Here is a 25,697-nt window from a genome sequence, read left to right on the forward strand (position 1 = left end):
CTATAATAATGGCGGCGTTTCATTTTCTATGATGAAAATACAAACTGCCCCCATTGCAATAAAGAAATCAGGAACAAAAAATGGCAGCTAACGCACTGTTTAAGCCTTACTCAAAGGGCAACTTATCGTTAACCAACCGAATTGTTATGGCCCCCATGACTCGTCAATTTTCGCCTAACGGCGTACCTACCAACGATGTAGCTGGTTACTATAAACGCCGAGCTCAAGGTGGCACAGGTTTGATTATCACCGAGGGCACTACAGTAAACGATAAAGTAGCTACGATGGATGCAAATATCCCTCAATTCCATGGCGATGAAGCGCTAGCCGGTTGGAAAAATGTGGTAGATGAAGTTCACAGTGTCGGTGGGAAAATTATGCCTCAACTATGGCACGTGGGTATGGCGAGGGTAGCGGAAAAAGCGCCTTATCCTGAACTTCCAAGTGCAGGGCCTTCAGGTTTATTCAAACCAGGAAAACAGGGCGCTGAACCTATGACCGTTGAACACATTGAATCCGTGATTACTGCCTTTGCACAAGCAGCAGCAGATGCCAAAACTATTGGTATGGATGGAATTGAGATTCACGGTGCTCATGGTTATCTAATCGACCAGTTCTTCTGGGAAGGCACAAACCAGCGAACTGACAGTTGGGGCGGTAACATGGAAAATCGTGGACGATTTGCGGTTGAAATAATTAAAGCCATACGTGATGCAACCGGTCCCGATTTTCCGATCGTACTGCGCTATTCGCAGTGGAAACAACAAGATTACACCGCTCGTTTAGCGCACACGCCCCAAGAACTAGAACAGTTTCTTCTGCCGCTAAGTGAAGCTGGAGTAGATGTTTTTCATTGTTCTCAGCGCCGCTATTGGGAAAACGAATTTGAAGGCAGTGATTTAAACCTTGCAGGCTGGACGAAAAAATTAACTGGCAAGCCCACCATAACGGTAGGGTCAGTTGGGCTCAATGACGACTTCTTCGGCGCATTCAAAGGGCAAGATTCCAGCACTCGCTCAGTCGATGATTTACTTGAACGTTTAGACGCTGGCGAATTTGATCTGGTTGCTGTAGGAAGAGCGCTACTACAAGATCCGAACTGGGCAAACAAAATAAAAGAAAACCGCACCAACGAACTAGAGCAATACTCTGGTAAAGCGTTAGCAACGCTGTCTTAAGCCCTATTAAATTAAGCACTAGCGCGGCAAAGTTGCGCTAGTGCCTCTCCCAAAAGGACTCAAAGTCTGATTTGCTGAGCGGTTTTGCAATGAAATAACCCTGCGCATAATCACAGCCCATGCTTTTTAGAATATCGTATTGTTCTTGTGTCTCGACACCTTCCGCTACTACCTTTATTCCGAGTTTATTCGCCATCACAATAATGGCTTCGCACAGCACCTTATCATTGCTAACGTCAGTCATCGACTTCACAAAGCTCCTGTCAATCTTGATAAAGTCTGTAGGAAAGCGCTTTAAATAAGAAATAGAGCTGTAACCTGTACCAAAATCATCCAACGCGATATCAACGCCTGCTTGCCTAAACTGGAAAAGCTTCTTGGACACCATCTCATTGGCTTCCATTAATAAGTTTTCCGTGACTTCAAGAAGTATAGAACGCGCAGAGATCTTCTGGTCTAAAAGCAGGTTTAACCATTGAGTTATATTAGATTCTAAATTGAAGTAGTGGCTAGGTGACGTATTAATACTCACCTGCAGCTCTTGACGGTTTTGAGCTTTCCATTGTTTGATATTGGCACAGACTTCATTAAATACCCAATTACTGATATCAATGATGAGTCCAGATTCTTCCGCAAGTGGAATAAATTCATCTGGTGTAATTCTCCCCTTCGTGGGATGCTGCCATCGAAGTAACGCTTCAGCTTTCATCACTTTCTGGCTGCTGAAACATGCAATTGGCTGGTACTCAATAAACAATTCTTTGTTCTTAACTGCATAGCGCAAATCATTCAACAAGGTCATTCTCTTGATTGCTGCAGTTTGCATGTCGTGGGTATAATACTGATAGTTGTTTTTACCGAGATCTTTAGCACCGTACATCGCTTGGTCGGCATTCTTTAACAGGCCTTTGACATCTTTTGCGTCGTCCGGGTATAAGGTGACACCTAGGCTCGCGCTAGTATGCACACGTTCCAGCTCTAAACTATAAGGTTTTACGATCTCGCCAAGTAGCTTTTGTACGACCAGTTCTATAGAACTTAGGCCTTTAATGCCGTTTAGGATAATGACAAATTCGTCACCGCCTAATCGGGAAACGGTGTCATCTGAACGCAAACACTGCTTTATTCTTCTGGCGCACTCAATTAAAAGCTTATCACCTATATCGTGACCAAGCGTGTCATTAATATCTTTGAAATTATCAAGGTCCAAGAATATCACCGCTACCTTATCGCTCTCTCTATCGGCAGCCTTAATGGCTAACTGTAAGTGATCCAACATAAGGTTTCGGTTAGGAAGTCCTGTCAAAGAATCAAAGTTGGCTTGCTTCCATATAAGTTGATTCGCCAGCTCTCTTTCAATAGCGATGCTAGCGATATGCGCGAACTGTTCGATTAAGCGCATTTCGTCCGCTGTCGGTACTGCTCTTTCTCTATGATAAATTGCAAAAGTACCAATAGCGTCACCATTAGCTCCTTGTATTGGCTGTGACCAACAAGAACATACACCAGCGCGCAATGCTAAATCTTTCCAATCGGTCCAAAAGGGGTGCGTACTGATATCTTCAACAATGGTCGGTAAGTTCGTCGCGGCTGTATTTCCACATGATCCCCTACCTACACCAAACTCAACGCCATCGATAGCGTCGTTATAAAAGTCGGGTAAAGAAGGCGCAGCACCCATTTTCAGCTTGCCATCTTCTAATAGCAGGATACTGCAAATTTGATCTGTGTATTCGGCCTCTATAGCATTCACAATGTCGTGGAGTACGGTATGCAATGACTCTGCATTTACCACTTTCTCTAAAATAGCGCTCCTCACACGGGTGATTTTTTGTGTTTGAGCTAGCTTAAATTGGTACTCTTCCAACTGAGTAGAGAGATCATTGAATTCTTGTCGCTGTAGTTCCGACTCTACAAGTTTTGCAAGCTGCTCTAATTGCTGTATTTGAACGCAATTGAATATTTTTGGATTATTATCCGACACACATAGCGTTCCTACCGCAAACCCCTCTATCATCAGCCTAACACCCGCGTAAAAACGAATGTGAGGATGACCAACCACAAAAGGATTGCTTTTGAAGCGAGGGTCCTCTTGAGTATCTGGAACGACTAAGGTTTTGTCCTGCGCTATAGCATGGGCACAAAAGGCGACATCCCTTTCTGTTTCAGTCATATCGAGATTAATAGCCGACTTAAACCACTGCCTACTGTCATCGACAAATGTGACCGATGCGAATCTACAATCAAAAATGCTACTCGCTAGTCGAGTAATACGGTCAAAGCGCTCTTCTGGTGGGGTATCGAGCACTCTCAGTTTGTTGAGTGCGGCTAGCCTCTCATGTTCATTTACAATAGTCGGGGGTGTGCGCACAACTCACTCCTAAATCCAACACGGTCGAATTGCGCACATTGTGCAACACGCTTTCAATAGCGTGGTTAAGCCAGTTGGACATTATTTCTGCCGCTCTCTTTGGCTTTATATAATGCGTCATCGGCTTCCGATAGTGCTGACTCAATAGTGTCATGATGTTCTTTTACATAAGATACACCCGCACTAACAGTGATATCAATAAACTTCCCGTTCACATCTAGAGGGTTTTTACTTATTCGATCTCTTAACTTTTCAGCTAACTTGAAGGCGCCTGCTCGGTCGGTATCAGGCAATAAAAGTACGAATTCCTCACCGCCAATGCGCGCTACGCAATCTGCATTACGCGAAGACATTTTTAAAATTTTTGCTACGTGTTTAATCGCTTTATCACCCATGTCGTGGCCGTGAGTGTCGTTGATACGTTTAAAAAAATCGATATCGATCATCACCACTGACAGCGATCGCTTGTAGCGGTGACTAGCCGCTATTGCTTGTTGGGAAACAATCTGAAATGCCCGTCGATTTAGTAAACCAGATAGGTAATCAAAATTAGCGTCTCGCTGGAGCTTAGTGGCAAAACGACTTACCTTTGCCACCATTGGACGAAATATGAAAAACGCTTCAACTAATATGGTGAGAATAATGATGCCCAACACTACGTTTTGTGCATTTCTAAGGTCGTTTACTTTTTCCAAACTCTCTTTTTCATATTGCCCAACAATGTTGTGTAACGGTGTTAGCAGGTCGCTTTCTGCGAGTTGTAAAAACATCAAACTTCCGTTAGAAAACTGGACAGCGCCAACATTACCATTTTCTGAAAGTGCGGCCCTTATCTCGCCTTCAAATAACTTTATTTTCTTATCTACATCAGAGGGAGGCATAAAATAGAGGTTATACAGTTCTTCAGAAAGTGGGCTGGGTTGACCTTTTGATAATGCTTCAAAATGTGGTGCTAGCAGAAACTGATGGTTTTGCTTCATTTTCTCAATCGCAGCTATAGAGAGTCTTTTTGATTTTTGAGCGCCAGTTTGCAAGTAATCGACCGCAAACATACTGGCTCTTTGCGAAAGCATGCGTTGCTGACCACTTACGTTAACAATTTTGCCAGTATTGTTCTGCTCTGAAATGACTTCATCTAACATGAAGTGAACAACCAGAGACAGTACCGCGATCACTGAAAGCGAAATAACATAAGTTAACGTTAACAATTTGCCTGGATTTCTTATCGTTATTGGATCTTCTGCGTTCATTACTGCGTTCCCATTATTTGGTGATCTACTACGTTAGCACTGTTGGAAAATTCAAATATTGCTCTTTAGTCTAGAAATATGCGTTAACGCTCCCCCATTAAACTCTATAGAACTATTTCGCCACGGCGGAAAATAACGCTTTTGCTGTTTTAAACGTAGCGTATAAAACGCTATTTTTTTATAACCAAGTAGATGCCACCCAACGTAGCTATTGAAGCAACCAGGATCTGCATTGTGAGTGGCTCACCAAGCGCTATCCACCCCATCAGCGATGCTATGACAGGCACGCTCAGTTGCACTGTCGCGGCGGTGGTTGATTTGATATGGGGAAGCGCGCTGTACCAAATAGCGTATCCGCAACCCGATGCAAACACCCCTGATGCAAGCGCGTAATAAACACCCTCGCTATCTAAGACAAAATTATCTGCGCCCACGAAGCAAACCACACCAACCAAAGGAACACAGAAAAACGCGGCATAGACGAAATTACCCGATGTAGATAAAAGGGCTGAGCTACTTTTTTTACCCAAAAGCGAATAGACGCCCCAAGCCATACCCGCCAAAACCATAACCGCGCCTGCTAAAAGAGGCGGTGCTGCCGCGCTAGGCAACAGTAAGATAACAAGGCCTAAAAATGCCAACACAAACCCCAACCACTGCCATTTTTTAAATCGCTCGCCATTGAACAACCCTACGGAAATCATAGTGAGTTGCACGGCACCAAATAATAAAAGTGCCCCCGTTCCCGTGGACATTGAAATATAGGCATATGAAAAGCAGATAGCGTAAACGAACAACGAAATGCCACCGAGTACGCTGGCGTTGGTTTTTAGGCCATGAAAAAGGCCTTGAGAAGGCACGCTCTCACTTTTGCGACGTTGGAAATAAGAAGACAAAAGTAACAACGCTATCGCCCCGCTCGCTAAGCGTAAGATAGTAAAACTAGCAGGGTCTATATCGGTGTTAGCAAGAGCCATGCGGCAAAGTAGCGAATTAGCAGCAAATGCAATCATGGCAATAGCGACCAATACAAAGGTTTTCAACAAACCGAATCTCCCTAGTTTTAAACGCAAAAATGCTCAGCAGTACACTAACTTATCCCGTAATGCATCGAAAAGTAAATGCTAAAACGCAAGAGACAATATTTTACAACGACGTAGACAGGTCAAACTGCCAAAAACGAAAAAGAGGACCGAAAGGTCCTCTTTAAATTAGTTATTGCTTTATGAGAGTTTTAAAGCGATAAGCCTAAGCGCTCAGCCACTTCAATATAGGTCTCGACTACAGAGCCCAAACCTTGTCTAAAGCGGTCTTTGTCCATCTTTTTACGTGTTTCTTTATCCCACAAGCGACAGCCATCTGGTGTGAACTCATCACCTAGTACGATATTGCCATCTTTGTCGACACCAAACTCTAGTTTATAGTCTACAAGCAACATACCCGCGTCATCAAAGAGTGCTTTCAAAACACTGTTAACCTTGAAGGTCAATGCTTTCATTTCAGCAATTTGCGCTTCGGTTGCCCAACCAAATGATAAAATATGGTAGTCATTTACCATTGGGTCGTGAAGTGCATCATTCTTTAAGAAAAACTCGAAAATAGGTGGGTTAAGCTCTTTGCCCTCTTCCACACCCAGTCTGCGAACTAAAGAGCCAGCAGACAAGTTTCTCACCACACACTCAACAGGGATCATGTCGAGCTTCTTAACCAAAGACTCAGTGTCAGAAACCAGCGCCTCAACTTGCGTTGCAATGCCTGCTTCTTCAAGCTTTGTCATAATAAAGTGATTAAACTTGTTGTTTACTTCACCTTTGCGTTCTAGCTGTTCAATCTTCTCACCATCAAACGCCGATGTGTCGTTTCTAAAGTGAAGAATAAGTTTATCGCTATCATCAGTGTAATAAACAGTTTTTGCTTTACCGCGGTAAAGCTCGTCGCGTTTTTCCATTCTCAGTCTCAGTTATATATCAAGGTTATCTTCTGACATGACCTCAGCAAATGCACTGTAAAGGTCGGAAACCTGATTTGCTTCAAACGGTACACTTTCATTATTCATGAAGGTAACTGACGTGCGATCTGCACCCGCTCTTGCAACTTTCAAACGATAGTCACCTTTCTTTAGCAACTCTTTATCGCTTGAGAATAAACCATCCCACCAACTACCTTGATCACCATTGTAAGTGACAAATAATAGGCCGTTTGATTTATCTAAATCTTTAACGTCAAAACCAAGCTTACGCAGTACTAACAGCATTCTTGGCCACGCTACATCATACTTAGCTTCTACGATATACGCCGCATCACCATCGGCATTAAAGCCCATCTCGGTATTGATCCCCTGACGTATACGAGCAATTCTTCGTGTCTCTGCTAGCTGAATTTGGTACTCATAGTGACCAACAACTTGGTTCAACACCTCAACTTCTTCGCGACGCTCTTCCATTGAAGAGACTTCTGCAACCACATCGTTGCCCAATGTTTGCATATAGTCCTTTAATTCAACAGTAAGCGCAGCACTACGGCCGTGAGGTTTAACGTCTAAGCTGAATTCAAAACGTCGACCGATTTCGCTTTCTTCATCTGTAAAGCTATACCATGGGCCTTCGAATTCTTTAGTTATCACCATCCAGTCAGTAACCAGCACTTTCTCTTCTGGGCTAAAGCTATCTACACCGATACCTTGTTCATCTAAGAAGCTTAAAAGCGAGTTCCAAATTGCTCTACTCAACGGTTGGCTATCGTCAACCTGGTCAAACCAGATAGTCGCTGAGCTTTTACCCTCTTCAATGTGGGAGCCAGTTACTAATGGTAAAACAAGCGCAGGCGAACGAATCATCAAAGATTTGCCCACTAGCTTCGGGTCGGCCTCTTGGCCTAATTCAGGTAATGCAAAATCACGAGAAAAAGCAGGTGCATCTAAATCAGAAGGTACTTTTAGCGATTCTTGTTCTTTAGTTTTTAAGTATTCGTAGCTGCCAGACGCGGTCTTTCTATCTATTTGGCTTGAACAACCTGCAAGTGCAACCATTGCTACTGAACTTGCTATAGCCAGCGTTCTTTTCATCTGTGTTCCTTATTAACCAGAAATCAATGCGTATTTTTTTAGTAGTTCTTCGATACGTTTTTGGCTTGATAGTTCCGGTAAAACCATAGGTAATCGCATAACTGCGCTTTCCATCATGCCCATTTTATACAATGCCCACTTCGGCATTACTGGATTTGGTTCAATAAATAGCTCGCTATGAAGCAACTTAATGGTTTCATCGATATCGCGACATTTATCAAAATTATTTTCTAGCGCAGCTTCACACATTTGTGCGATTGCTTTAGGCACTATGTTAGCCGTTACGGAGATAACGCCATGACCGCCTTCACACATAAACTCGCAGCTTGAACCGTCATCGCCGCTAAGTAAAACGAAGTCATCGGGAACCAATGGCTGAGTAGCCTTAAGGCGTGCAATATTGCCAGTCGCGTCTTTAAGACCAACGATATTTTTGTGCGTTGCTAATTTAGCCACCGTTTCAGGCAGCATGTCGGCTACGGTGCGGCCTGGCACATTGTAAAGAATAACAGGTAAGTCACTAGCGTCTGCAATTGCATTAAAGTGCGCGAACATACCCGCCTGTTGAGGCTTATTGTAATAAGGTACTACGCTTAGGAAACCGTCTATACCTGTAGAGCCTAATTGCTCTGTAAGAAAAATAGCCTCTGCCGTAGAGTTTGCGCCACTGCCGGCAATAACCGGAATCGCTCCCGATGCCATAGCAACGGTTTCTTTGACCACATTGATGTGTTCATCAAAAGGTAGCGTTGCTGACTCACCAGTAGTTCCAACCGACACTATACCGTGGGTGCCCTGCTCTACATGAAACTTCACAAGTTTCTCTAAAGACTTGTAATCAATATCGCCGTTTTCGAACATCGGCGTGACGAGTGCTACGTAACTACCAGTAAACATAATCTCTCCGAAAAATGTGAGCGCACATGGTAAATATGTCGGTGCTTAAACACAAGTAATAGCGCAAGTAAAATGACAAGAATTTGACAATATCTTATTCAAAGGCAAGAAAAAGGCGCTGACTTATAAAAAAACTCTGTGCTAACATCCCGACATTATTAACATTGAAGTGAAGTAGATGTCGAAACACCAACTTATCGTCACCATCTTGGGGACAGACAAAAGTGGCATTTTAAGCGAAATTGCAACGACGGTATCAGAAGCTCAGTGCAATATTCTAGATAGCAGGCAAGCCATTTACGGCAAAGAGTTCTCGCTGACCATGATCATAGAAGGAACGCAAAGCGCTATCACAAAAGCTGAATGTATTTTACCTGCGCTATTTCAGCGCCTTGACCTGCTTTCTATGATGAAGCGCACTAGCCATCACGAAAAGCAAAACCTTGCCCATCTTTTTAATGTCGAGTTTAGTGGCGAAGATGCAGCTGGCTTGATTAAAGCGGTGACCGGCTTTTTTGCCGAGCGTCATGCAATGATAAGCGCATTTAGACAACGCACATTTAAAGACAAAACATCGGGTAAAGACAACATGCGCTGCAAATTTGTTGTTTCTCTTCCCTCTAATGAAAATGTAGACGCACTAGAATCTGATCTAATGTCCCTGTTCACTTCGTTAAATGTGACAGGCAAAGTTGTAGACAAACAGAAAAAGGATCCCAATGAAAACGTTACAAGCTGGTGATAAAGCCCCACAATTCTCATTGCAGAACCAAAATGATGAAACCGTATCTTTAGCTGATTTCGCAGGTAAAAAAGTACTGGTTTATTTTTACCCTAAAGCGATGACGCCAGGTTGCACAGTACAAGCCCAGGGCTTACGCGACGTAAACGAAGAACTAACGGCGAACAATGTGGTTGTGATAGGAATTAGCCCAGATGCAGTTAAACGCCTGCCTAAATTCATCGAAAAAGAAAACCTAAACTTTACATTGCTTTCTGATGAAGACCACGCCGTTGCCGACGCTTTTGGTGTGTGGGGACCTAAAAAGTTTATGGGTAAAGAGTATGATGGCATTCATCGCCAAACATTCCTCGTGGATGAAAACGGTGTTATTGAGCACGTTTTCAACAAGTTCAAAACAAAAGAACACCACACCGTAGTACTTGATTATCTAAACAGCTAAACCGGTATAGAATTTAAAAAGCCCCGATAACATTATGTTTTCGGGGCTTTTTTATACTTACTCAATTCGTATCAGTGTTTACCTATAACGCCTATTTGAATCAGTACTCGTTTTGAATCTCGTACTGGATGGCGCTGACTGGTTCGCCAAATGGGAATAACTACTTTGCCTCTTCGGGTACAATAGCGGGGTTACTAGACCACGCTGTAATTACCGCCTTCACTAGGGTAGCGAGAGGAATAGCGAAAAATACGCCCCAGAAACCCCAAAGACCTCCAAACACTAATACTGCAACGATTATATAAAGCGGATGCAAGCTAACCGCCTCCGAGAATAGCAGCGGTACCAACAAGTTACCGTCTAACGCCTGAATAATGCCGTACGCTATCATTAAATACCAAAATTCTGGTGAAATACCCCACTGAAACATAGCGACAACGGCCACGGGTATAGTAACCACTGCTGCACCGATGTACGGAATGAGTACTGAAAATCCCACCAATACGCCAAGCAAAATAGCATAACGTAAGTCCATCAATACAAACGTTACGCAGCTCACCGCGCCCACAATTATAATCTCGATCACTTTGCCGCGAATATAGTTGGCAATTTGAGAGTTCATTTCGTGACCAACTTGCGTAATTAAGCGTCGCTCCTTAGGCAGCAAGCGAGATATGCTGTCTAAAAAGAAAAGCTTATCTTTTAGCATGAAAAACACCATAAGCGGTACGAGGATCACGTAAACGAGCAACGCAGCTAAGTTGGCGATATTACTAAACGAAGCAGAAATAAGGGTTTCGCCCACCTCAACCAATTTGTCATTTAAACCTTCCATCATTTGATGGATTTGATATACCTGAACGTAATCTGGATATTTGTCCGGAAGCGTTAATATCCATTCTTGTGCTTTCTGCCATATTAGCGGCGTTTCTTGAATCAAGTTAACGCTTTGCTTTGATATAATTGGAACAAGGCCAATTAAGGTTAATATGGTTATAGTGATAAAGCCGAGCATTACAACGACGCAGGCGAGCGTTCTACTTACGCCGACATTTACCAAGCGACAGACTGGCCAATCGAGTAAATACGCAATCACTGCTGCAACCAACACAGGCATAATTAGCCCGCCCCACAATAGCAACACTGCCGTGGTCAAAAGGATCAAGATAAGCAACATTGCTGCATCAGGATCAGAAAATTTGCGTCGGTACCAACGACCAAAAACGCTAATCATATAAACGCCTAGAAATTACTAAGAATAGGACACGCATCATAGTTGATAGCGCTAGCACTTAGCAATAAGTAGCACTTAAGAATCTTTCAAAATCAAACTGGTATGATGTTTTTACAGTATAAGCATTAATGTGTAGAGTGGTTGTTACAAGAGTAAAAGAATAAACTGGATGCGTTTGTGTCGCATTGGTATAACTGACGTGTCATAAACGAGATGGCATAGGCGATATTGCCTTGTGTCTTCGAAAATGATGCATATAAGAAAAAAATAAAATTTGAAACTGTTTAGCAACTTAGCGCTCTAAGGATTAAGCAGTATTAACCGTATACAATGATTGTAGGTTCATGAGAAAAAAGTTTTCAGCATCTTTGGTTGCCCTTTCCTTCGTGCTCACATCGAGCCTAACGGCTGTTGCACAAGATGCCAATTACAGCAATAAAAATGCGTTACCTGAAATAGGTGTTGTTGCGTCAGACGCCATATCGCTTGATAAAGAGATGATTGTAGGCGATGCCGTAATGCGGCAAATGCGCGGTCAAAGTCCTGTAATCTCAGATCCGGTGCTGGATGAATATTTACAGGATGTTGGCAACCGATTGGTTGTCCATGCTGACAACGCCAAATTTCCTTTTGAATTTTTCTGGGTAAATAATGATGCCATTAACGCATTTGCGTTTTTTGGCGGTCACATTGGTGTTCACACGGGTTTAATGCGTCGTGCTGAAAATGAAAGTGAACTGGCTTCGGTGCTAGCGCACGAAATTTCTCACGTAACTCAACGCCACATAGCGCGACGTATGCAGGCGCAGCAGCGCTCATCTCCCCTAGCCTTAGCGTCACTTATCGGCGGGGTGCTAATTGCTATGGCCAACCCAGAAGCGGGAATTGCGGCCATGCAGGCGGGAACCGCAGCCTCTGCACAATTGCAAATCGACTATACCCGTTCAAATGAACAAGAAGCCGATAGAATTGGTATCGCAATGCTTGCTCGTGCGGGCTTCGATCCGAGTGCGGCTGCTTCATTCTTTTCTACCATGGCGGAAGAGTACCGCATGGTTTCTCGTCCACCCGCAAGGCTGCTCACTCACCCTTTAACCGAAACCCGTATTGCTGATGCGAGAAATCGCGCTGGTGACTATCCTAGACGCTACTTACCCATTAACAAGCAATTCGAGTTGGCTAAAGCACGTATAAAGGCACGCTACTCGTTTAAAGCTGATTACGCTGTAGAATATTTCGAAGCGGCCGTGGCTCAAGACGTACAGCGCAGTAAAGAAGCGTCATTATATGGTTTAGCGCTTGCTTATATGCGCGCCGAAAAAATCGAAAAAGCCAAAGACATTATGGATGAGTTAATAGCAAAAGATAGAGGAAACCTCTTTTATCTCGACGCTATGACAGATATCTATATTTCTCAAGGTGAGCCTTTAAAAGCCGTTGAAATGCTAAGACCTCACGTTACGCATAACCCTAGAAATCAAGTATTGGCGCTGAACCAGGCCAATGCTTACATAAGCGCAAACAAATATGAAGAAGCGGTGTCTCTACTTAAAGATTTCCTGCTGGTTAAAAAAGATTATCAACTGGCACATCAGTTGATGAGTGAGGCGTATCAAAAGTCGAAACGTTTCTCGCAAATGCATCAGAGCAAAGCGGAAGTATATGCATTGTATGGTGCTTATAACCGCGCGGTTGACGAACTTCAATATGCGTATAATTTCGCAGGCGATGATCACCTTGAAAAACAAAGAATCAGAGCGAGAATAAAACAATTTCGCGACCAAGAAGAGCGTTTACAACGACTCTAGACCATCGCACTTCCCTGCTATTCGTCAGCGCCTTTCAATTCAGCTAGGCGCTGACGCAGATGCGCTGCCGTAATTTCTCCCATTATCGTATCTTTTATTTTCCCATCAGGTCCAAGAATAAAGGTCGCTGGCAAATAAGGGGGTTTTTGCATGGGCAGTTTAGTGTCTGGCGAACTTACAATAACAGGCAATTCAATATCAAACTTCTTAGCCATGGCTTTGAGTTCAGGCTTCGTTTTAAGGTCGTAGTTAATAGCAAAAAGACGGGTATCGTCAGGTAGCGACTGATTAAATGTGACGAGCTCAGGCATTTCTCGTAGACATGGTGCACACCATGGCGCAAAGTAATTTACCACAACCCACTTCCCCTCAAGATCTTGCCAAAGGTAAGCAGTTCCATCTAATGTTTCAAAGTCATGTTGAAGACGCTGATACGTATATGCACCGGCAAACGCAACAAGCGCTAACAGCACTAGAAAGAGTATAGGCTTTATTTTTCCTGCATTGCTTTTTAGCTGTGACAACAACATATAACCTTCTAATTTTGACTATTTTTTCATAGTGCCAGATTCTAACTTCGCGCACTAACATAAATTCAACCACGCTTTTTAAACACCGTTTTCCAGAAACGATGCTGTAAATAAAGAATAGTACGAATTTATTACCCGTTATCGGTAAACTGCTTGATATTCTATGGCAAAAACGCAATAGTTCGCGCCAATCCATATAATCATGAACAAGAGTATTTATGACAGACATTACCATTATTCACAATCCTCGCTGTTCAAAGAGCAGACAAACCCTAGCATTACTTGAAGAGCAAGGTATAGCGCCTGTTATTGTTGAGTACCTAAAGCACCCTCTTGACGCAAAAGAACTGAAAGAGATATTTAAAAAACTTAACCTTGGATCGGTTAGAGATATGATGCGTACTAAAGAAGCAGAATATAAAGATGCTAACTTAGGTGACAGCGCACTGTCTGATAATTCGCTTTTTGAAGCTATGGCTCACACGCCCAAGTTGATAGAGCGTCCCATTGTTATAAATGGCGAGAAAGCCAGAATTGGTCGTCCGCCAGAATCTGTATTGGAAATTGTATAGTGCAACCTGTTCTCGTACTTTATTACAGCCGCAACGGCAGCACAAAGCGATTAGCTGATGCCATCGCCCAAGGAGTATCGTCATTAGATGTTCCTGTGATAGTACGTACAGTCAAGAGTATCAGCGATGCAGCTAATGACGCGGCATCTACTGTTGTACCCGAGGTTTCCCTTCAGGAACTCGAACAGTGCAGTGCCCTAGCGTTAGGTAGTCCTACGCGTTTCGGCAATATGGCAGCGCCAGTAAAACACTTTCTGGATTCTACAAGCAGTCAATGGTTAAAAGGCGCGTTGATTGACAAGCCTGCGTGTGTATTTACATCTTCTTCTTCCATGCACGGCGGCCAGGAATCCACATTACTTTCCATGATGGTTCCGCTTATCCATCACGGCATGGTGATTTGCGGTTTACCTTACAGTGAGCCTGCGCTACACAACACCACAATGGGTGGCAGCCCTTACGGTGTAACACACGTCGCTCATCACAGTTTGAGCGCACCAGAGCAATTGAGTGCAGATGAAAAAGCGCTATGCATTGCTCAGGGTAAGCGACTTGCAATGTTCGCTAAAAAGCTAGCTGACAACGCCTAACAGTTACGTTATTTGGCGCATAAAACGTAGACCTTATAAAGAACATTAAAAAACAAATTGTTTCGGAGACATTACCATGGCACCAGATACGCGTTTTTATCGCTATCTCGCACTTATAAGCCACACCGGGTTAATCGTATGGATAACACTGTGGCAATTTACATTTACTAAAGAGCATACTTACTCTCCTTTGTTTATTGCCTTGTTTTATATTTTACCTTTATTGTTACCTTACTGGGGTATTTTAAAAGGCAAGCCTTATACTCACGCGTGGGCCAATTTTGTCGTTTTGTTTTACCTCATTCACGGATGCACTGTGGCATACGCTGTACCTGATGAACGTTGGTATGCAGTGGTAGAGATTATTCTATGCACGGGTATGTTTGTCGGCTGTAGTGCGTTTGCTAGAAAACGTGGTCGTGAATTGGGTTTGGGCCTTAAAAAGCTTAAAGAAGAGATGCAAGAAGAAAAAGCACGCTTTGAGCAAGGTCAACAATGATCATGTAATACACAGCGAAAACACATGCTGCCAAGGGGTTAATATGACACGCCATTTGCCTGAACTTACATTAGTAATCGCATCATTACCGTTACTTGCAGCATGTGGAGGCTCTGGTTCAGGCGATAGTTCAGCCCCAAGTACTCCTTCCATTCCTCCAAGCATTAGCATTTCAGGCCCTACAAACGCCGTTGTAGGCGATGCGGTCGACTTTGCTGTCGCCTCGCCTACTGGCCACGCTATTGTAGATATCGATTGGCAAGTCTCAGGCGTATCACAGCAGCCTCTCAGTGCTCACACGCAGGCTATCGGCTTTGATGTTACCTCTTCAGGTAGCTTTGATATCGCCGTAAACGTTAGCTTAGAAAATGGCACAACGCTTACAGACACCATAACGTTACAAACGAACGAAAGTACCGCGCCGATTGCCGCATTACGATTGGGTCATGAGGCATCCGAAGGCGGCAGAGTTTCTCTTCGCGTTGACACAGTTAACACGCAAGGGTTAACAATCTCAAATATCACGTGGCAACAAACGTCTGGTCCAATCGTCAATAACTTCAACTTTGATGAAGGCGATTATTCTCATTCGATATATTTTCAAGCGCCTCGAGTCAGCAACGACACAATCATTGAAATAGAAAGTACCGTTACACTCTCAAATGGCGAGGTGTTAACCGATAGCGCGCAAGTTCTAGTGAAAAACATCGACATTAACAATAGCGGCTTTTTTGTAGATGACGAGACAAGTATTCCCGAAACGGTAAGCGCTCATATGCAGCCCTATAGAGCCGACAGCCCTTACGCATCGGCACTTGTTGATTGTGTTTATAACAATCAGGTTTCAAACAGCTGTACGTTCTCTCAGCTACCACTGATTGGCCAAGTCACCGAAAGCCCCACTATCGATGATATTTTAGATAGAACATACGTCTCGCATCCGTGGATGGGCGATGCATTTAGAACGTATTTAGAAACTTCAGCAACCCGTGATGACATGCTTAAGTTACTACGCGCAACTAACGCGATTGTGATTTCTTACGATATCCGCCCGTCATTTTATTGGGTTGCCACTGGTGCCATTTACTTAGATGCCAACAACTTTTGGCGCACACCGCAAGAGCGAGACACGCTAAATACTCGCCCAGATTATAGAAGTGGTTTTGGTAGTGAGCTCGATTTTACGACGTCATGGCGCTACGTGAAAAACGGGGCCTATTATTTTCCTAATATCAGCACAGCGAACGTAGCAGATAGACTTCCACGTGACGTGAGCGACGTAGAAGCAGCATTAAGCTATTTACTATACCACGAGCTAGCTCACGCCAATGACTTTTTCGACTACACCGAATGGCAACAACTCAGCAATAGCGCGAGCCCACTGTCGTCTTATGATGACAGCTCTCCCATTTCTACGGGGCTAACAACTTCTTTGCCTCTTACGTCGTCACAACTCCATGCTTTGGCCGAAGTTCGATACGGCGGCGCAACCGCTTCAAGCGCGCAGCGAAATTATACCGCGCTACAAGTGGCAAATTGGTTTGAGGATGATGGTGCGGTTGCTTTCTACTCTTACTTTACGGAACGAGAAGATCTCGCCATGTCATTCGAGCGCTTCATGATGCTTTACCGGCTTGAGGCAGAAGCGGATGTAGGCGTATTTACAAGAGAGACACTGGAAGACGGCAGTTTCATTCCCACTTGGGCTCAGAGAAACCGTGTTAATGATGATAACGTTACTATGCGCGTAGATTACGTATTAAGTAGAATTTTACCCGAACTCGATGTACCTGCTATTCAAGCGTTACTTCCAAGCCCTTATCTGCTTCCGAACGATATTACCTGGCGGGACTCTGCGTCTAGTACAAATCCAAACGTACAGTCTGCGAGCGATAAGTTAATGCTACAGAACGGCGGAAACAATTCGGTTACTTCCGATGGGACTCTAATGACGGTAGCAGAAGAATTTAGCACCACATCAAGCGCTCATAGTTTAAGAAAAGAACAATAAACGGCAACACAGCAGCGCTTTGACTAACGCAGGTTAAACTCGCGCTTAGACTATCTTAGGTTAAGCTCGCGCTTAACCATGCCCACCGATAAGCGTTTTTGTTCTTGGAGTGAGCGTGTGTCTAAACGAGCTAATAGTGACATGAGGCTTTTTAGGTCTCGTTCACTATGGTGCAAAAGAAACTGTAGTGCTTGGTTTGATAGCTTTAATCCACGTTCCGCTGCACGTAAGCGCACGGCTTCTTCACGACCATTGTCATCCAGTTGGTTTACGTGATAAATAACCCCCCACGCCAAGCGAGAACGCAAGTCAGGTAAAACAAAAGCCGGGTTAGATGGGCCTAGGTGACTAGAACAAAGTACCATGGTTTGTTTAGTCTCAATCACTCGGTTTAACAAATCGAATAACGCTTCTTCCCAACGTAAATCGCCGGCTATCGCGTGAATGTTGTCTAATGCGATTAACGAAAGATTCTCAAGGCCTTCAAAAATATCGAGCGACCACGCTTCATAATTATTAAGATTTAAATAAAGGTGACTAACCGATTTTTCGGCTAGTTGATGACAAGTGGCAAACAATAAGTGGCTTTTGCCGATAGCGGTACTGCCTAGTAAAGTAAGCAAAGGCAGCTGAAGCGATGCTAAAGGCCCCAATTCAGGAGCCTCGCGCCAGTGTGGCAGCGCATCTGCAATCTGCTCAAGGACTGAAACTACTTCTTCGTTACCCGTATTGACAAAACTATCGAAGTTTTCGTCAACAGGTAGCGTGACAGGCAAAGGCAGCTGCATGCTAAATTAATTGCTCCAATAGAAACTGTGTCCTTTCACGGATTGTCCGTACGAATCGGTTACGGGACGTAATTTGCTTTCTAGTTTAATACTGTTAAGTAAATCGTCCACCGTTCCAATTAATGTAAGTGAGTACGTGGCAACAGAACCAGATTGCTCTACTAGTGTAGCGTTTTCAATCACACTTAAACTATTTAAATAGTCAGTAGCGCTGGCGTAACTTTTTACCGAGCCAATATTGGCAATCGATACCTTGATAACTTCTCGCTCAGACGCTTCGATTCCTACGATTGCATAAAGCGACGATAAATAATTTGAGTAGGCATCGATTAACTGATTGCCAAGAGCTTCGGGCGAATCACCGTATATGCTGCCATAGCTAACCTTACCGCCACCAACGAACACCCAGTCTAGTGCATAGTCACCTTCATCGGCACGCTTCGCATAGTTGGCAAACTCGTTCATGGTGAACGGCATCGTTGTGCTCTCTTCCTGCGCTACCTCCTTCGCCGAGGTACCATCAGTATTATTCAAGTTTTGGTTTGTTTCGTCATAACCGTCGTTTAATTGAGCATCAACACCGTTATTCATCGCACCGGACTCAACGTTATCTGAAAAGGTGCGCTGTGCGTCCGTATTATCTACACGCGGATTTCGCTCATCGAAACTTTGTCCATCAGTTTGTGCTCTAAACTGTGCTTCTTCATCTAACACGCTATCAAGAGATTCTACTGTGCCAGAAGGCACAACATTTTCCGGCAAATCAGGAATTGCACTCGCATCGTTACGATAAACTCTGGCACCAATAATGTTGTCGACGCCATAGCGTGTAGATGCTTTGCGCAAAGGCTCAACAAATCGTCCCCACACATCATAGGTAGAAATATTTACATTGTCTGTAAGGTCCATTAAAGGCAAGCTTAATGGAACGCCTCGTTCTTTCGCCGTTTGTTTGAGCGTATGTTGTAATTCTGTATTGAGAGATTCGTCTAAGATGATGCGAGTTTCGTTTTCGTCTTCCTGCGCAAGCCACACTATCGTTTCAGGGCGTCTATCACCCCAGAGCGGAAGCATTTCACGCTGAAGAAGTTCATTGAGTTTTGCTTGATCGAACACCGCAACGTAATACGTTCTACCTTTGTCAAAAGCAAATCGATAGGAACGAAGCAGCGATTGAGGCGACGATAACGCTGCTCTAACACCGGCATTATCGAGCACGCTTGTGCTGCCCGACATCTTCACAAAAACCTGCCTTAATGCTTTTTTAAGCGCGTTTTGTTGGGTGCGCTGAGTTTGATCTTCAACTTGAATCTGCGCTTCGTTGACCACCACGCGTTGAGCCGCATTTATAAAGGGGGCGTAAGTCAGCGCAGCAAGAAATGAAATGCCCAGAATGCCTTTCAAGCTAACTCTCGTTAAAATAGTTCCATTGGTGTTACGCTTTACTGCCGTTAACATTGACACTCCATACTCTCTTAAAATCAATTCCTTACCTATCGAATCGTCAGTTAATCTCGTTTACCTATATACGGTAAACTTGGACTAACCTGCGCGCAATTCACTCTACTTTTTAGAGCGAGACATTTTATCAAGCAAGATGTTCACCAAAAGATAGCCTTCTATTGTCTTTTATATTGGGTTTAATTTCACCCCTAAAATAAAAAAGATCAAAAAGCGCATAAAATAGCCTTCACAAATTGGACTTGTGACGACTTGCTGGTAGAATCCGCGGTTTTCTACCTCTTAGTTTCAGGGCCCAACCGTGAGCGAAAATAAAACCTCTTTAAGTTACAAAGATGCAGGCGTAGATATCGATGCAGGTAATCAACTTGTTGAACGCATTAAATCTGTTACCAAGAAAACCCATAGACCAGAAGTAAAAGGTAATCTGGGTGGTTTTGGTGCACTTTGTGAACTGCCTACTAAATATAAAAAGCCGCTACTTGTTTCAGGTACTGACGGCGTGGGTACAAAACTAAGAGTTGCTATGGATGCTAACCGTCATGACGGTGTTGGTATCGACTTAGTAGCAATGTGCGTAAACGACCTTATTGTTCAAGGTGCTGAGCCCCTATTCTTTCTAGATTACTACGCAACTGGCAAGCTTGACGTTGATGTAGCCGCGTCGGTTGTTACCGGCATCGGCGCCGGATGTGAGCAAGCAGGTTGTGCTTTAATTGGTGGTGAAACAGCCGAAATGCCTGGAATGTATCACGATGGTGACTACGATATTGCAGGCTTCTGCGTAGGTGTGGTTGAAGCTGATAAGGTTATTGACGGCACTAACGTTAAACCAGGTCAAAAACTAATTGCACTTGGTTCATCGGGCCCTCACTCAAACGGTTACTCGTTAGTTAGAAAGATTATTGAAGTTAGTGGTGCAGATGTAAACGCCGACCTAAACGGCAAGCCTATCATCGACCAACTTCTCGAGCCTACTCGCATCTATGTTAAATCGGTATTGGCATTGCTTGAAGAAGTGCAAGTAAGCGCTATTTCTCACATCACGGGCGGTGGTTTTTGGGAGAACATCCCTCGCGTGCTACCTGAAGATGCGAAAGTGGTTATTGATGAAAGCACCTGGGAATGGCCTGCAATCTTCTCTTGGTTACAAGAAAACGGTAACGTGACTCGCCACGAAATGTACCGCACGTTTAACTGTGGTGTTGGCCTTGTAATCGTTGTTGACGAAAGCGATACCGATGCTGCACTGAATATTCTTAAACAACACGGTGAAAATGCTTGGGTTATTGGTGATATCGCAGCAAAAGATGGCGAAGAGCAAGTAGAGATCAACGCGTGAGTAACAGTGTAACCAAACTATGCGTACTTATTTCAGGTAATGGCAGCAATTTACAAGCCATTATCGATGAAATAAAAGCAGGCCGTCTGAATGCGGAAATCAGCGGCGTGATCAGTAATCGCCCTACTGCTTATGGTCTGGAACGTGCTAAAGAAGCCGGGATCAATGCGGTTTGCTTAGATCATACAGGCTTCGATTCACGAGAGTCTTATGACGGGGCGGTCAAAGCACAAATTGAGGCTTTTGGCGCAGACTGTGTTGTTCTTGCGGGCTTTATGCGTATCTTAACACCGGAGTTCGTCGACAGCTTTGCTGGAAAATTAGTGAACATTCATCCATCTTTGTTGCCGAAGTACAAAGGTTTGAATACGCATCAGCGAGCTATCGAAAATGGAGACAAGGAGCACGGCGTTAGCGTGCACTTTGTTACACCGGAGCTCGACGGCGGCCCTGTTATCATTCAAAGCCGCGTACCTGTGTTTGAAGACGACACAGCAAGCGACCTGGCCGAGCGTGTTCAAGAACAAGAACGTCGTATCTATCCGCTTGTACTATCTTGGTTTAGTGCAGGCCGATTATCGATGCGAAACAATAAGGCAGTTTTAGATGAGCAAGAATTACCAGAATCTGGTTATGCAAGCGACTAAGCCTTTTGCTTTAGGCGCACTGTTAGCAGCATCGCTTTCAGTAGCCGCGCAAGCAAACCCTAGTACAGAAAATACGGATAGTGCAGAGCTACCGCTTCAGCCCTACAAGGCAACCTATACCGCTTACAAATGGGGTGACGACGTAGGCGAAGCGAATATTGAGCTCTCGAAATTAGGTGACCAACAGTATTCTCTAATTTACACGTCAAAAGTGTCTAAGTTTTTCTTGTCTGACAAACGCAGTGAACATTCTATTTTTACTGTTAATGATAATACCGTCGTACCTTCTGAGTACTACTATAATCGTTCTGGCACAGGACCTGACAAAGAGCTTAAGGTAACGTTTAGTCATCAGGGACAAGGCAAAATTGCAGTCGAGAATGGCGAAACATTTGATTGGAACGGTGAATTTGATAACCAAATTTATCGTATTGACCTTGCAAAACAGTTAGCGGAAGGTAAGACATCGCTAGAATACCATTTCGTGAATTATCGTGGCGAACTTCGTCACTACGGCGTTCAAGTGGTGGATGAAGAGGTATTGTCTTTACCTTTCGGTAAAATTGAAACTGTAAAAGTTAAGCTTATTCGCGACTCAAATAAGCGTGAGACGTTTGCCTGGTTTGCGCCATCACTTAACTACACGTTAGTTCGTCTGCAACAGTTCAAAGAAGGCGATGAACAGGGCGATATCAAACTGAAATCGTTTGAGACGCAGTAACGCGTAAAGATAAACCGTTTTTTGTCTCAACAACTTTTTCACAATTGTTGAATAAAGCACGTTATGAACTAGCATTCAGACGTGCTTTTTTATTTACTCTTTTGTTGTCTTATCCTCACGTAACCTCTTCTCGTTTCGCAACACAATTCACATTCTAAATCAGTATTTATAAGCAACGACTATACTTATAGAGCGGATAACGCACTACCCTATTATTTATGTCGTTGTTAATAGAATATTCATGTAAAAATCTTGATCTTTGCCCTATTAAATAATAGGTTTACAGCATGCTGGTCTGACCTCGATCTGTGACTGCTTTTCATAAAGCAACTCACTACGCTCGAGTTAAGACTAGCGTAACGTTTAACGCCTTTCAGGAGTGAAGTATGGCAGATTTTATATGGTTTTTACTGGTCGTTCTGACACTAGCGGTAGCTAGTTATCAGCGAACCAGCTTGGTAACAGCGGTTGCCATGGGCGCAGGTGTTATGATTTTAGGCACCCTTTTCGGTGACATCGGCCTGCTTGGTTGGGTAGTGTTCCTTGCTTTAACACTGCCGTTCACGCTTGCAAATATCAGACAGCAGCACATCTCTAAGAAGCTGCTAGCCTTCTACCGCAAAGTTATGCCTGAAATGTCGAGCACTGAGCAAGAAGCTATCGACGCAGGTACGGTATGGTGGGACGGTGATATTTTCAGCGGCAAGCCAGACTGGGATAAATTACACCGCATTCCGAAAGGTCGACTCACTGCTGAAGAGCAAGCATTCTTAGACGGTCCTTGTGACAAAGTGTGCTCAATGGTCGATGAATGGCAAATAAACCATAAAGATGCTGACCTTTCACCTGAAATTTGGCAGTTCCTTAAGGAACACAAATTCTTCGCGATGATCATCAAGAAAGAGTATGGCGGTCTAGAGTTTTCGGCATATGCCCAGTCCCGCGTTCTTCAAAAACTTGCAGGCGTTAGCGCGGTGCTATCAAGCACAGTCGGTGTACCAAACTCATTGGGCCCAGGCGAATTACTTCAGCACTATGGTACAAAAGAGCAACAAGATCATTATCTTCCCCGTCTTGCTGCCGGTGAAGAAATCCCTTGTTTTGCATTAACCGGCCCAGAAGCTGGCTCTGATGCAGGTGCGATCCCTGATGTTGGCGTTGTATGTAAAGGCGAGTGGAATGGCGAAGAAGTGTTAGGTATGCGCCTAACGTTTAACAAACGCTACATCACCCTTGCGCCTGTTGCTACGGTTATTGGTCTTGCCTTTAAACTTCAAGATCCTGAAGGTCTTCTAGGTGATAACAAAGAGCCGGGCATAACATGTGCCCTTATTCCTCGCGACACTAAAGGTTTAGAGATTGGTCGCCGTCACTTCCCACTCAATACGCCATTCCAAAATGGCCCTATTAAGGGTGAAGATATTTTCGTTCCAATCGATTACATCATTGGTGGTCCGAAAATGGCAGGTCGCGGCTGGCGCATGCTGGTTGAATGTTTGTCGGTAGGTCGCTGTATTACCCTTCCTTCATCTGCTGCTGGTGGTGCTAAATCAGTATCTCTTGCAACGGGTGCATATGCACGTATTCGTCGCCAGTTCCGTATGCCTGTAGGTCATATGGAAGGTGTTGAAGAAATGCTTGCACGCATTGGTGGTAATGCATATTTGATGGATGGCGTAACACGCTTCTCAACGGTGGGTGTAGACCTTGGTGAGAAACCTTCTGTTATCTCGGCTATCTGTAAGTACCACTTAACCGAGAAGATGCGTCAAATCATTAATGATTCGATGGATGTTCACGGCGGTAAAGGCGTTATGCTTGGGCCAAACAATTACCTTGGTCGCGGCTATCAAGGTGTACCAGTATCAATTACGGTTGAAGGCGCAAACATTCTAACCCGTAACATGATGATCTTTGGTCAAGGTGCAATGCGTTGTCACCCTTACGTGCTTAAGGAAATAGAAGCTGCGTCTATCGAAGACAAGAAAGAAGCGTTGAAAGCGTTTGATAAAGCGGTATTCGGTCATATTGGCTTTGCGGTAGCTAATACTGTTCGCAGTATTTGGTTCTCGTTAACCAATGGCGCATTCAGCAGCGCACCGTTCACTGACGAAACGGCGCGTTACTACAAGCTACTTCAAGGCTACAGTGCAAACTTAGCACTACTAACCGATGTTTCTATGGGTGTGCTTGGTGGTGATCTTAAGCGTCGCGAGCGTTTATCAGCGCGTTTAGGTGACATCCTAAGTGGCCTTTACATGGGTAGTACAACGCTTAAACGCTTCGACGAAGAAGGTCGTCTAAAAGAAGATTTACCGCTTTTACATTGGGCAATGCAAACTACATTGCACGATATCGAGACAGCAATTGATGACTTCTTGGCTAACTTCCCTAACCGCGCAATCGCTGCAGCGCTTCGCGTTATGGTGATTCCGTTTGGCCGACGTATTGGTAAGCCTTCAGACAAGACAGAACATGCTATTGCACAAATGCTTCAAACGCCTTCAACTGCACGTAGCCGTTTAGGTTATGGTCAGTACCTCACCCGTGAGGAAGGAAGCTTGTTTGGCGATCTTGAGCAAACTCTTGATGATGTACTAGCAAGTGAGCCTATCTTCGAACGTATTTGTAAGCACAAAAAAGCTAAACTACCGTTTACCCGTTTAGATGTGCTTGCTGACGAAGCACTAGCAGAAGGAATTATTAACGAAGAAGAAGCGAATCTACTTCGTAAGACTGAAGCTGGAAGACTTCGCACTATCAACGTCGATGATTTCGACCACGAAGAATTAGTAGCGAAGGTTAATTCCAACACCACTGCTAAGAAACGAGGTGGCAAAGCTGCTTAATTTCATACCCAAACAAAAGGGCCGCTCTCGCGGCCTTTTTCGTCAACGATTCATTCTATTAACATCACTCACCTACGTATTTTCTAGCCTTTGCTTGGCCGATCAAACAACCTGCGGAAATACCGAACAGGCGAGAGAACTCTCTTTATTAATTGCTAACGACAAAGGTCAACAACGTTCGGTACTAAAATGTAATCCTACGCTTGTTATGCTGGCTGAAACAAAAGCCAAAGACATGGCCGAAAGAGGGCTAGTTTCGCATTTCTTAGGCGGCAGCCCAAATACCCGCATTCGCGATGCAGGGTTAGCTCTGCCCGATTACTACGGTGACGCAATGAGTAACCAGGTTGAGGCTTTGGCTGGTGGTTATACTACAGCGGAAGACGTATGGTACGCGTTAAAAGGCTCTACGTCTCACCGACAGCATTTACTTGCTGAACTCCCCTTTTATCAAGAGCAAGATCAAATTGGTATTGCCTTTTACAAAGACTATTCAACTCCCCATGTTGAATACTGGGCAATCTACCTAACCAAACTAGCAGATTCCTCTTTACCCGATTCGGAAACACAGCCTCAAATTTCGACTACGCTACTATTGAAGGGCCAAAAGAAGTTTGAACATGTACCTGACAAAGGCTTAGGAATAGTTACTAAAAGTGGTGAGGTTACGCTAAAAACGAAAAAACCGGATGAATAATCCG

General features: G+C 44.1%; 23 protein-coding genes. 13 read left to right on the forward strand and 10 right to left on the reverse strand.

From position 1 onward, the window contains the following. Nucleotides 1-80 precede the first annotated feature (80 nt). Nucleotides 81-1,178: an NADH:flavin oxidoreductase gene (locus tag BZA03_RS14715; protein ID WP_014949654.1), complete on the forward strand. Its 1,098-nt coding sequence runs from the start codon at nucleotides 81-83 to the stop codon at nucleotides 1,176-1,178. 37 nt (nucleotides 1,179-1,215) lie between these two features. Here BZA03_RS14715 and BZA03_RS14720 read toward each other — a convergent pair whose 3' ends face one another. The 6 genes from BZA03_RS14720 to dapA form a co-directional block, all read right to left on the reverse strand. Further along, nucleotides 1,216-3,549 carry an EAL domain-containing protein gene (locus tag BZA03_RS14720; RefSeq protein ID WP_110289162.1) on the reverse strand — a complete coding sequence of 778 codons (2,334 nt, stop codon included), beginning with the start codon at nucleotides 3,547-3,549 and terminating at the stop codon, nucleotides 1,216-1,218. Between the two features lie 65 nt (nucleotides 3,550-3,614). After that, entirely contained in the window at nucleotides 3,615-4,799 is a 1,185-nt protein-coding gene (locus BZA03_RS14725) for a diguanylate cyclase (protein WP_110289163.1), read from the reverse strand. Between the two features lie 170 nt (nucleotides 4,800-4,969). After that, the gene (locus tag BZA03_RS14730) at nucleotides 4,970-5,845 is read right to left on the reverse strand and encodes a DMT family transporter (RefSeq protein WP_110289164.1); all 876 of its coding nucleotides are present in this window, start codon (nucleotides 5,843-5,845) and stop codon (nucleotides 4,970-4,972) included. Nucleotides 5,846-6,033: 188 nt separating this feature from the next. Continuing rightward, nucleotides 6,034-6,747 carry a phosphoribosylaminoimidazolesuccinocarboxamide synthase gene (gene purC / locus BZA03_RS14735; RefSeq protein ID WP_014949658.1) on the reverse strand — a complete coding sequence of 238 codons (714 nt, stop codon included), beginning with the start codon at nucleotides 6,745-6,747 and terminating at the stop codon, nucleotides 6,034-6,036. A 12-nt stretch (nucleotides 6,748-6,759) separates the two neighbouring features. Then, a complete protein-coding gene (gene bamC, locus BZA03_RS14740) occupies nucleotides 6,760-7,863 on the reverse strand; it encodes an outer membrane protein assembly factor BamC (RefSeq protein ID WP_110289165.1) in 1,104 nt (367 codons plus the stop codon). Nucleotides 7,864-7,875: 12 nt separating this feature from the next. Beyond that, nucleotides 7,876-8,760, reverse strand: a complete 885-nt coding sequence (gene dapA, locus BZA03_RS14745) for a 4-hydroxy-tetrahydrodipicolinate synthase (RefSeq protein WP_110289166.1) — start codon at nucleotides 8,758-8,760, stop codon at nucleotides 7,876-7,878. Nucleotides 8,761-8,938: 178 nt separating this feature from the next. Between dapA and BZA03_RS14750 the strand changes: the two genes are divergently transcribed. Together BZA03_RS14750 and bcp are read left to right on the forward strand one after the other, a co-directional pair. Beyond that, complete coding sequence (locus BZA03_RS14750; RefSeq protein ID WP_014949661.1) at nucleotides 8,939-9,502, forward strand: glycine cleavage system protein R; 564 nt, start codon at nucleotides 8,939-8,941, stop codon at nucleotides 9,500-9,502. Next, on the forward strand, nucleotides 9,480-9,944 hold the full coding sequence (bcp, locus tag BZA03_RS14755) for a thioredoxin-dependent thiol peroxidase (RefSeq protein ID WP_110289167.1): 465 nt from the start codon (nucleotides 9,480-9,482) through the stop codon (nucleotides 9,942-9,944). The genes BZA03_RS14750 and bcp overlap by 23 nt, the downstream gene beginning before the upstream one ends. Nucleotides 9,945-10,104: 160 nt before the next feature. On the opposite strand, the gene BZA03_RS14760 is transcribed toward bcp, so the two are convergent. After that, nucleotides 10,105-11,178, reverse strand: coding sequence for an AI-2E family transporter (locus BZA03_RS14760; protein WP_110289168.1), 1,074 nt, complete (start codon nucleotides 11,176-11,178; stop codon nucleotides 10,105-10,107). A gap of 344 nt (nucleotides 11,179-11,522) precedes the next feature. Between BZA03_RS14760 and BZA03_RS14765 the strand changes: the two genes are divergently transcribed. Further along, nucleotides 11,523-12,986 carry a M48 family metalloprotease gene (locus BZA03_RS14765; RefSeq protein WP_014949664.1) on the forward strand — a complete coding sequence of 488 codons (1,464 nt, stop codon included), beginning with the start codon at nucleotides 11,523-11,525 and terminating at the stop codon, nucleotides 12,984-12,986. Between the two features lie 17 nt (nucleotides 12,987-13,003). Here BZA03_RS14765 and BZA03_RS14770 read toward each other — a convergent pair whose 3' ends face one another. After that, the gene (locus tag BZA03_RS14770; RefSeq protein WP_110289169.1) at nucleotides 13,004-13,516 is read right to left on the reverse strand and encodes a TlpA disulfide reductase family protein; all 513 of its coding nucleotides are present in this window, start codon (nucleotides 13,514-13,516) and stop codon (nucleotides 13,004-13,006) included. 218 nt (nucleotides 13,517-13,734) lie between these two features. Between BZA03_RS14770 and arsC the strand changes: the two genes are divergently transcribed. From arsC to BZA03_RS14790, 4 genes are all read left to right on the forward strand, one after another. Beyond that, nucleotides 13,735-14,088, forward strand: a complete 354-nt coding sequence (gene arsC / locus BZA03_RS14775) for an arsenate reductase (glutaredoxin) (protein ID WP_110289170.1) — start codon at nucleotides 13,735-13,737, stop codon at nucleotides 14,086-14,088. Beyond that, nucleotides 14,088-14,678 carry an NAD(P)H:quinone oxidoreductase gene (gene wrbA, locus BZA03_RS14780; protein ID WP_075177999.1) on the forward strand — a complete coding sequence of 197 codons (591 nt, stop codon included), beginning with the start codon at nucleotides 14,088-14,090 and terminating at the stop codon, nucleotides 14,676-14,678. Before arsC ends, wrbA begins: the two co-directional genes overlap by 1 nt. A gap of 76 nt (nucleotides 14,679-14,754) precedes the next feature. Then, the gene (locus BZA03_RS14785) at nucleotides 14,755-15,177 is read left to right on the forward strand and encodes a DUF2069 domain-containing protein (protein ID WP_039220793.1); all 423 of its coding nucleotides are present in this window, start codon (nucleotides 14,755-14,757) and stop codon (nucleotides 15,175-15,177) included. A 43-nt stretch (nucleotides 15,178-15,220) separates the two neighbouring features. After that, on the forward strand, nucleotides 15,221-17,188 hold the full coding sequence (locus BZA03_RS14790; RefSeq protein ID WP_110289171.1) for a hypothetical protein: 1,968 nt from the start codon (nucleotides 15,221-15,223) through the stop codon (nucleotides 17,186-17,188). 50 nt (nucleotides 17,189-17,238) lie between these two features. Here the strand turns inward: BZA03_RS14790 and hda are convergent, their stop codons facing one another. Together hda and BZA03_RS14800 are read right to left on the reverse strand one after the other, a co-directional pair. Next, entirely contained in the window at nucleotides 17,239-17,976 is a 738-nt protein-coding gene (gene hda / locus BZA03_RS14795) for a DnaA regulatory inactivator Hda (RefSeq protein WP_014949670.1), read from the reverse strand. A 6-nt stretch (nucleotides 17,977-17,982) separates the two neighbouring features. Next, entirely contained in the window at nucleotides 17,983-19,434 is a 1,452-nt protein-coding gene (locus BZA03_RS14800) for a DUF2066 domain-containing protein (protein WP_110289172.1), read from the reverse strand. A 304-nt stretch (nucleotides 19,435-19,738) separates the two neighbouring features. Here BZA03_RS14800 and purM point away from each other — a divergent pair, with 304 nt between their 5' ends. The 5 genes from purM to BZA03_RS14825 all read left to right on the forward strand — a co-directional run bounded on the left by purM (nucleotide 19,739) and on the right by BZA03_RS14825 (nucleotide 25,693). Further along, entirely contained in the window at nucleotides 19,739-20,779 is a 1,041-nt protein-coding gene (gene purM, locus BZA03_RS14805) for a phosphoribosylformylglycinamidine cyclo-ligase (RefSeq protein ID WP_014976688.1), read from the forward strand. After that, nucleotides 20,776-21,426, forward strand: a complete 651-nt coding sequence (gene purN, locus BZA03_RS14810; RefSeq protein WP_110289173.1) for a phosphoribosylglycinamide formyltransferase — start codon at nucleotides 20,776-20,778, stop codon at nucleotides 21,424-21,426. Before purM ends, purN begins: the two co-directional genes overlap by 4 nt. Further along, the gene (locus tag BZA03_RS14815; RefSeq protein ID WP_231506486.1) at nucleotides 21,386-22,147 is read left to right on the forward strand and encodes a DUF3108 domain-containing protein; all 762 of its coding nucleotides are present in this window, start codon (nucleotides 21,386-21,388) and stop codon (nucleotides 22,145-22,147) included. The genes purN and BZA03_RS14815 overlap by 41 nt, the downstream gene beginning before the upstream one ends. Before the next feature lie 386 nt (nucleotides 22,148-22,533). Then, complete coding sequence (fadE, locus tag BZA03_RS14820; RefSeq protein WP_014976690.1) at nucleotides 22,534-24,996, forward strand: acyl-CoA dehydrogenase FadE; 2,463 nt, start codon at nucleotides 22,534-22,536, stop codon at nucleotides 24,994-24,996. Then, nucleotides 24,980-25,693, forward strand: a complete 714-nt coding sequence (locus BZA03_RS14825) for a CAP domain-containing protein (protein ID WP_110289174.1) — start codon at nucleotides 24,980-24,982, stop codon at nucleotides 25,691-25,693. Before fadE ends, BZA03_RS14825 begins: the two co-directional genes overlap by 17 nt. Nucleotides 25,694-25,697: the final 4 nt, after the last annotated feature.

It is taken from the genome of Alteromonas sp. I10 (assembly GCF_003201515.1).
GTDB lineage: Bacteria > Pseudomonadota > Gammaproteobacteria > Enterobacterales > Alteromonadaceae > Alteromonas > Alteromonas macleodii.

Excerpts from the sequence above, each read along its gene's own strand:
- BZA03_RS14715 (WP_014949654.1), top strand. The coding sequence starts at position 81 with ATGGCAGCTAACGCACTGTTTAAGCCTTACTCAAAGGGCAACTTATCG.
- BZA03_RS14725 (WP_110289163.1), bottom strand. The coding sequence starts at position 4,799 with ATGAACGCAGAAGATCCAATAACGATAAGAAATCCAGGCAAATTGTTA.
- purC (WP_014949658.1), bottom strand. The coding sequence starts at position 6,747 with ATGGAAAAACGCGACGAGCTTTACCGCGGTAAAGCAAAAACTGTTTAT.
- bamC (WP_110289165.1), bottom strand. The coding sequence starts at position 7,863 with ATGAAAAGAACGCTGGCTATAGCAAGTTCAGTAGCAATGGTTGCACTT.
- dapA (WP_110289166.1), bottom strand. The coding sequence starts at position 8,760 with ATGTTTACTGGTAGTTACGTAGCACTCGTCACGCCGATGTTCGAAAAC.
- BZA03_RS14750 (WP_014949661.1), top strand. The coding sequence starts at position 8,939 with ATGTCGAAACACCAACTTATCGTCACCATCTTGGGGACAGACAAAAGT.
- bcp (WP_110289167.1), top strand. The coding sequence starts at position 9,480 with ATGAAAACGTTACAAGCTGGTGATAAAGCCCCACAATTCTCATTGCAG.
- BZA03_RS14760 (WP_110289168.1), bottom strand. The coding sequence starts at position 11,178 with ATGATTAGCGTTTTTGGTCGTTGGTACCGACGCAAATTTTCTGATCCT.
- BZA03_RS14765 (WP_014949664.1), top strand. The coding sequence starts at position 11,523 with ATGAGAAAAAAGTTTTCAGCATCTTTGGTTGCCCTTTCCTTCGTGCTC.
- BZA03_RS14770 (WP_110289169.1), bottom strand. The coding sequence starts at position 13,516 with ATGTTGTTGTCACAGCTAAAAAGCAATGCAGGAAAAATAAAGCCTATA.
- arsC (WP_110289170.1), top strand. The coding sequence starts at position 13,735 with ATGACAGACATTACCATTATTCACAATCCTCGCTGTTCAAAGAGCAGA.
- BZA03_RS14785 (WP_039220793.1), top strand. The coding sequence starts at position 14,755 with ATGGCACCAGATACGCGTTTTTATCGCTATCTCGCACTTATAAGCCAC.
- BZA03_RS14790 (WP_110289171.1), top strand. The coding sequence starts at position 15,221 with ATGACACGCCATTTGCCTGAACTTACATTAGTAATCGCATCATTACCG.
- hda (WP_014949670.1), bottom strand. The coding sequence starts at position 17,976 with ATGCAGCTGCCTTTGCCTGTCACGCTACCTGTTGACGAAAACTTCGAT.
- BZA03_RS14800 (WP_110289172.1), bottom strand. The coding sequence starts at position 19,434 with ATGTTAACGGCAGTAAAGCGTAACACCAATGGAACTATTTTAACGAGA.
- BZA03_RS14815 (WP_231506486.1), top strand. The coding sequence starts at position 21,386 with ATGAGCAAGAATTACCAGAATCTGGTTATGCAAGCGACTAAGCCTTTT.
- fadE (WP_014976690.1), top strand. The coding sequence starts at position 22,534 with ATGGCAGATTTTATATGGTTTTTACTGGTCGTTCTGACACTAGCGGTA.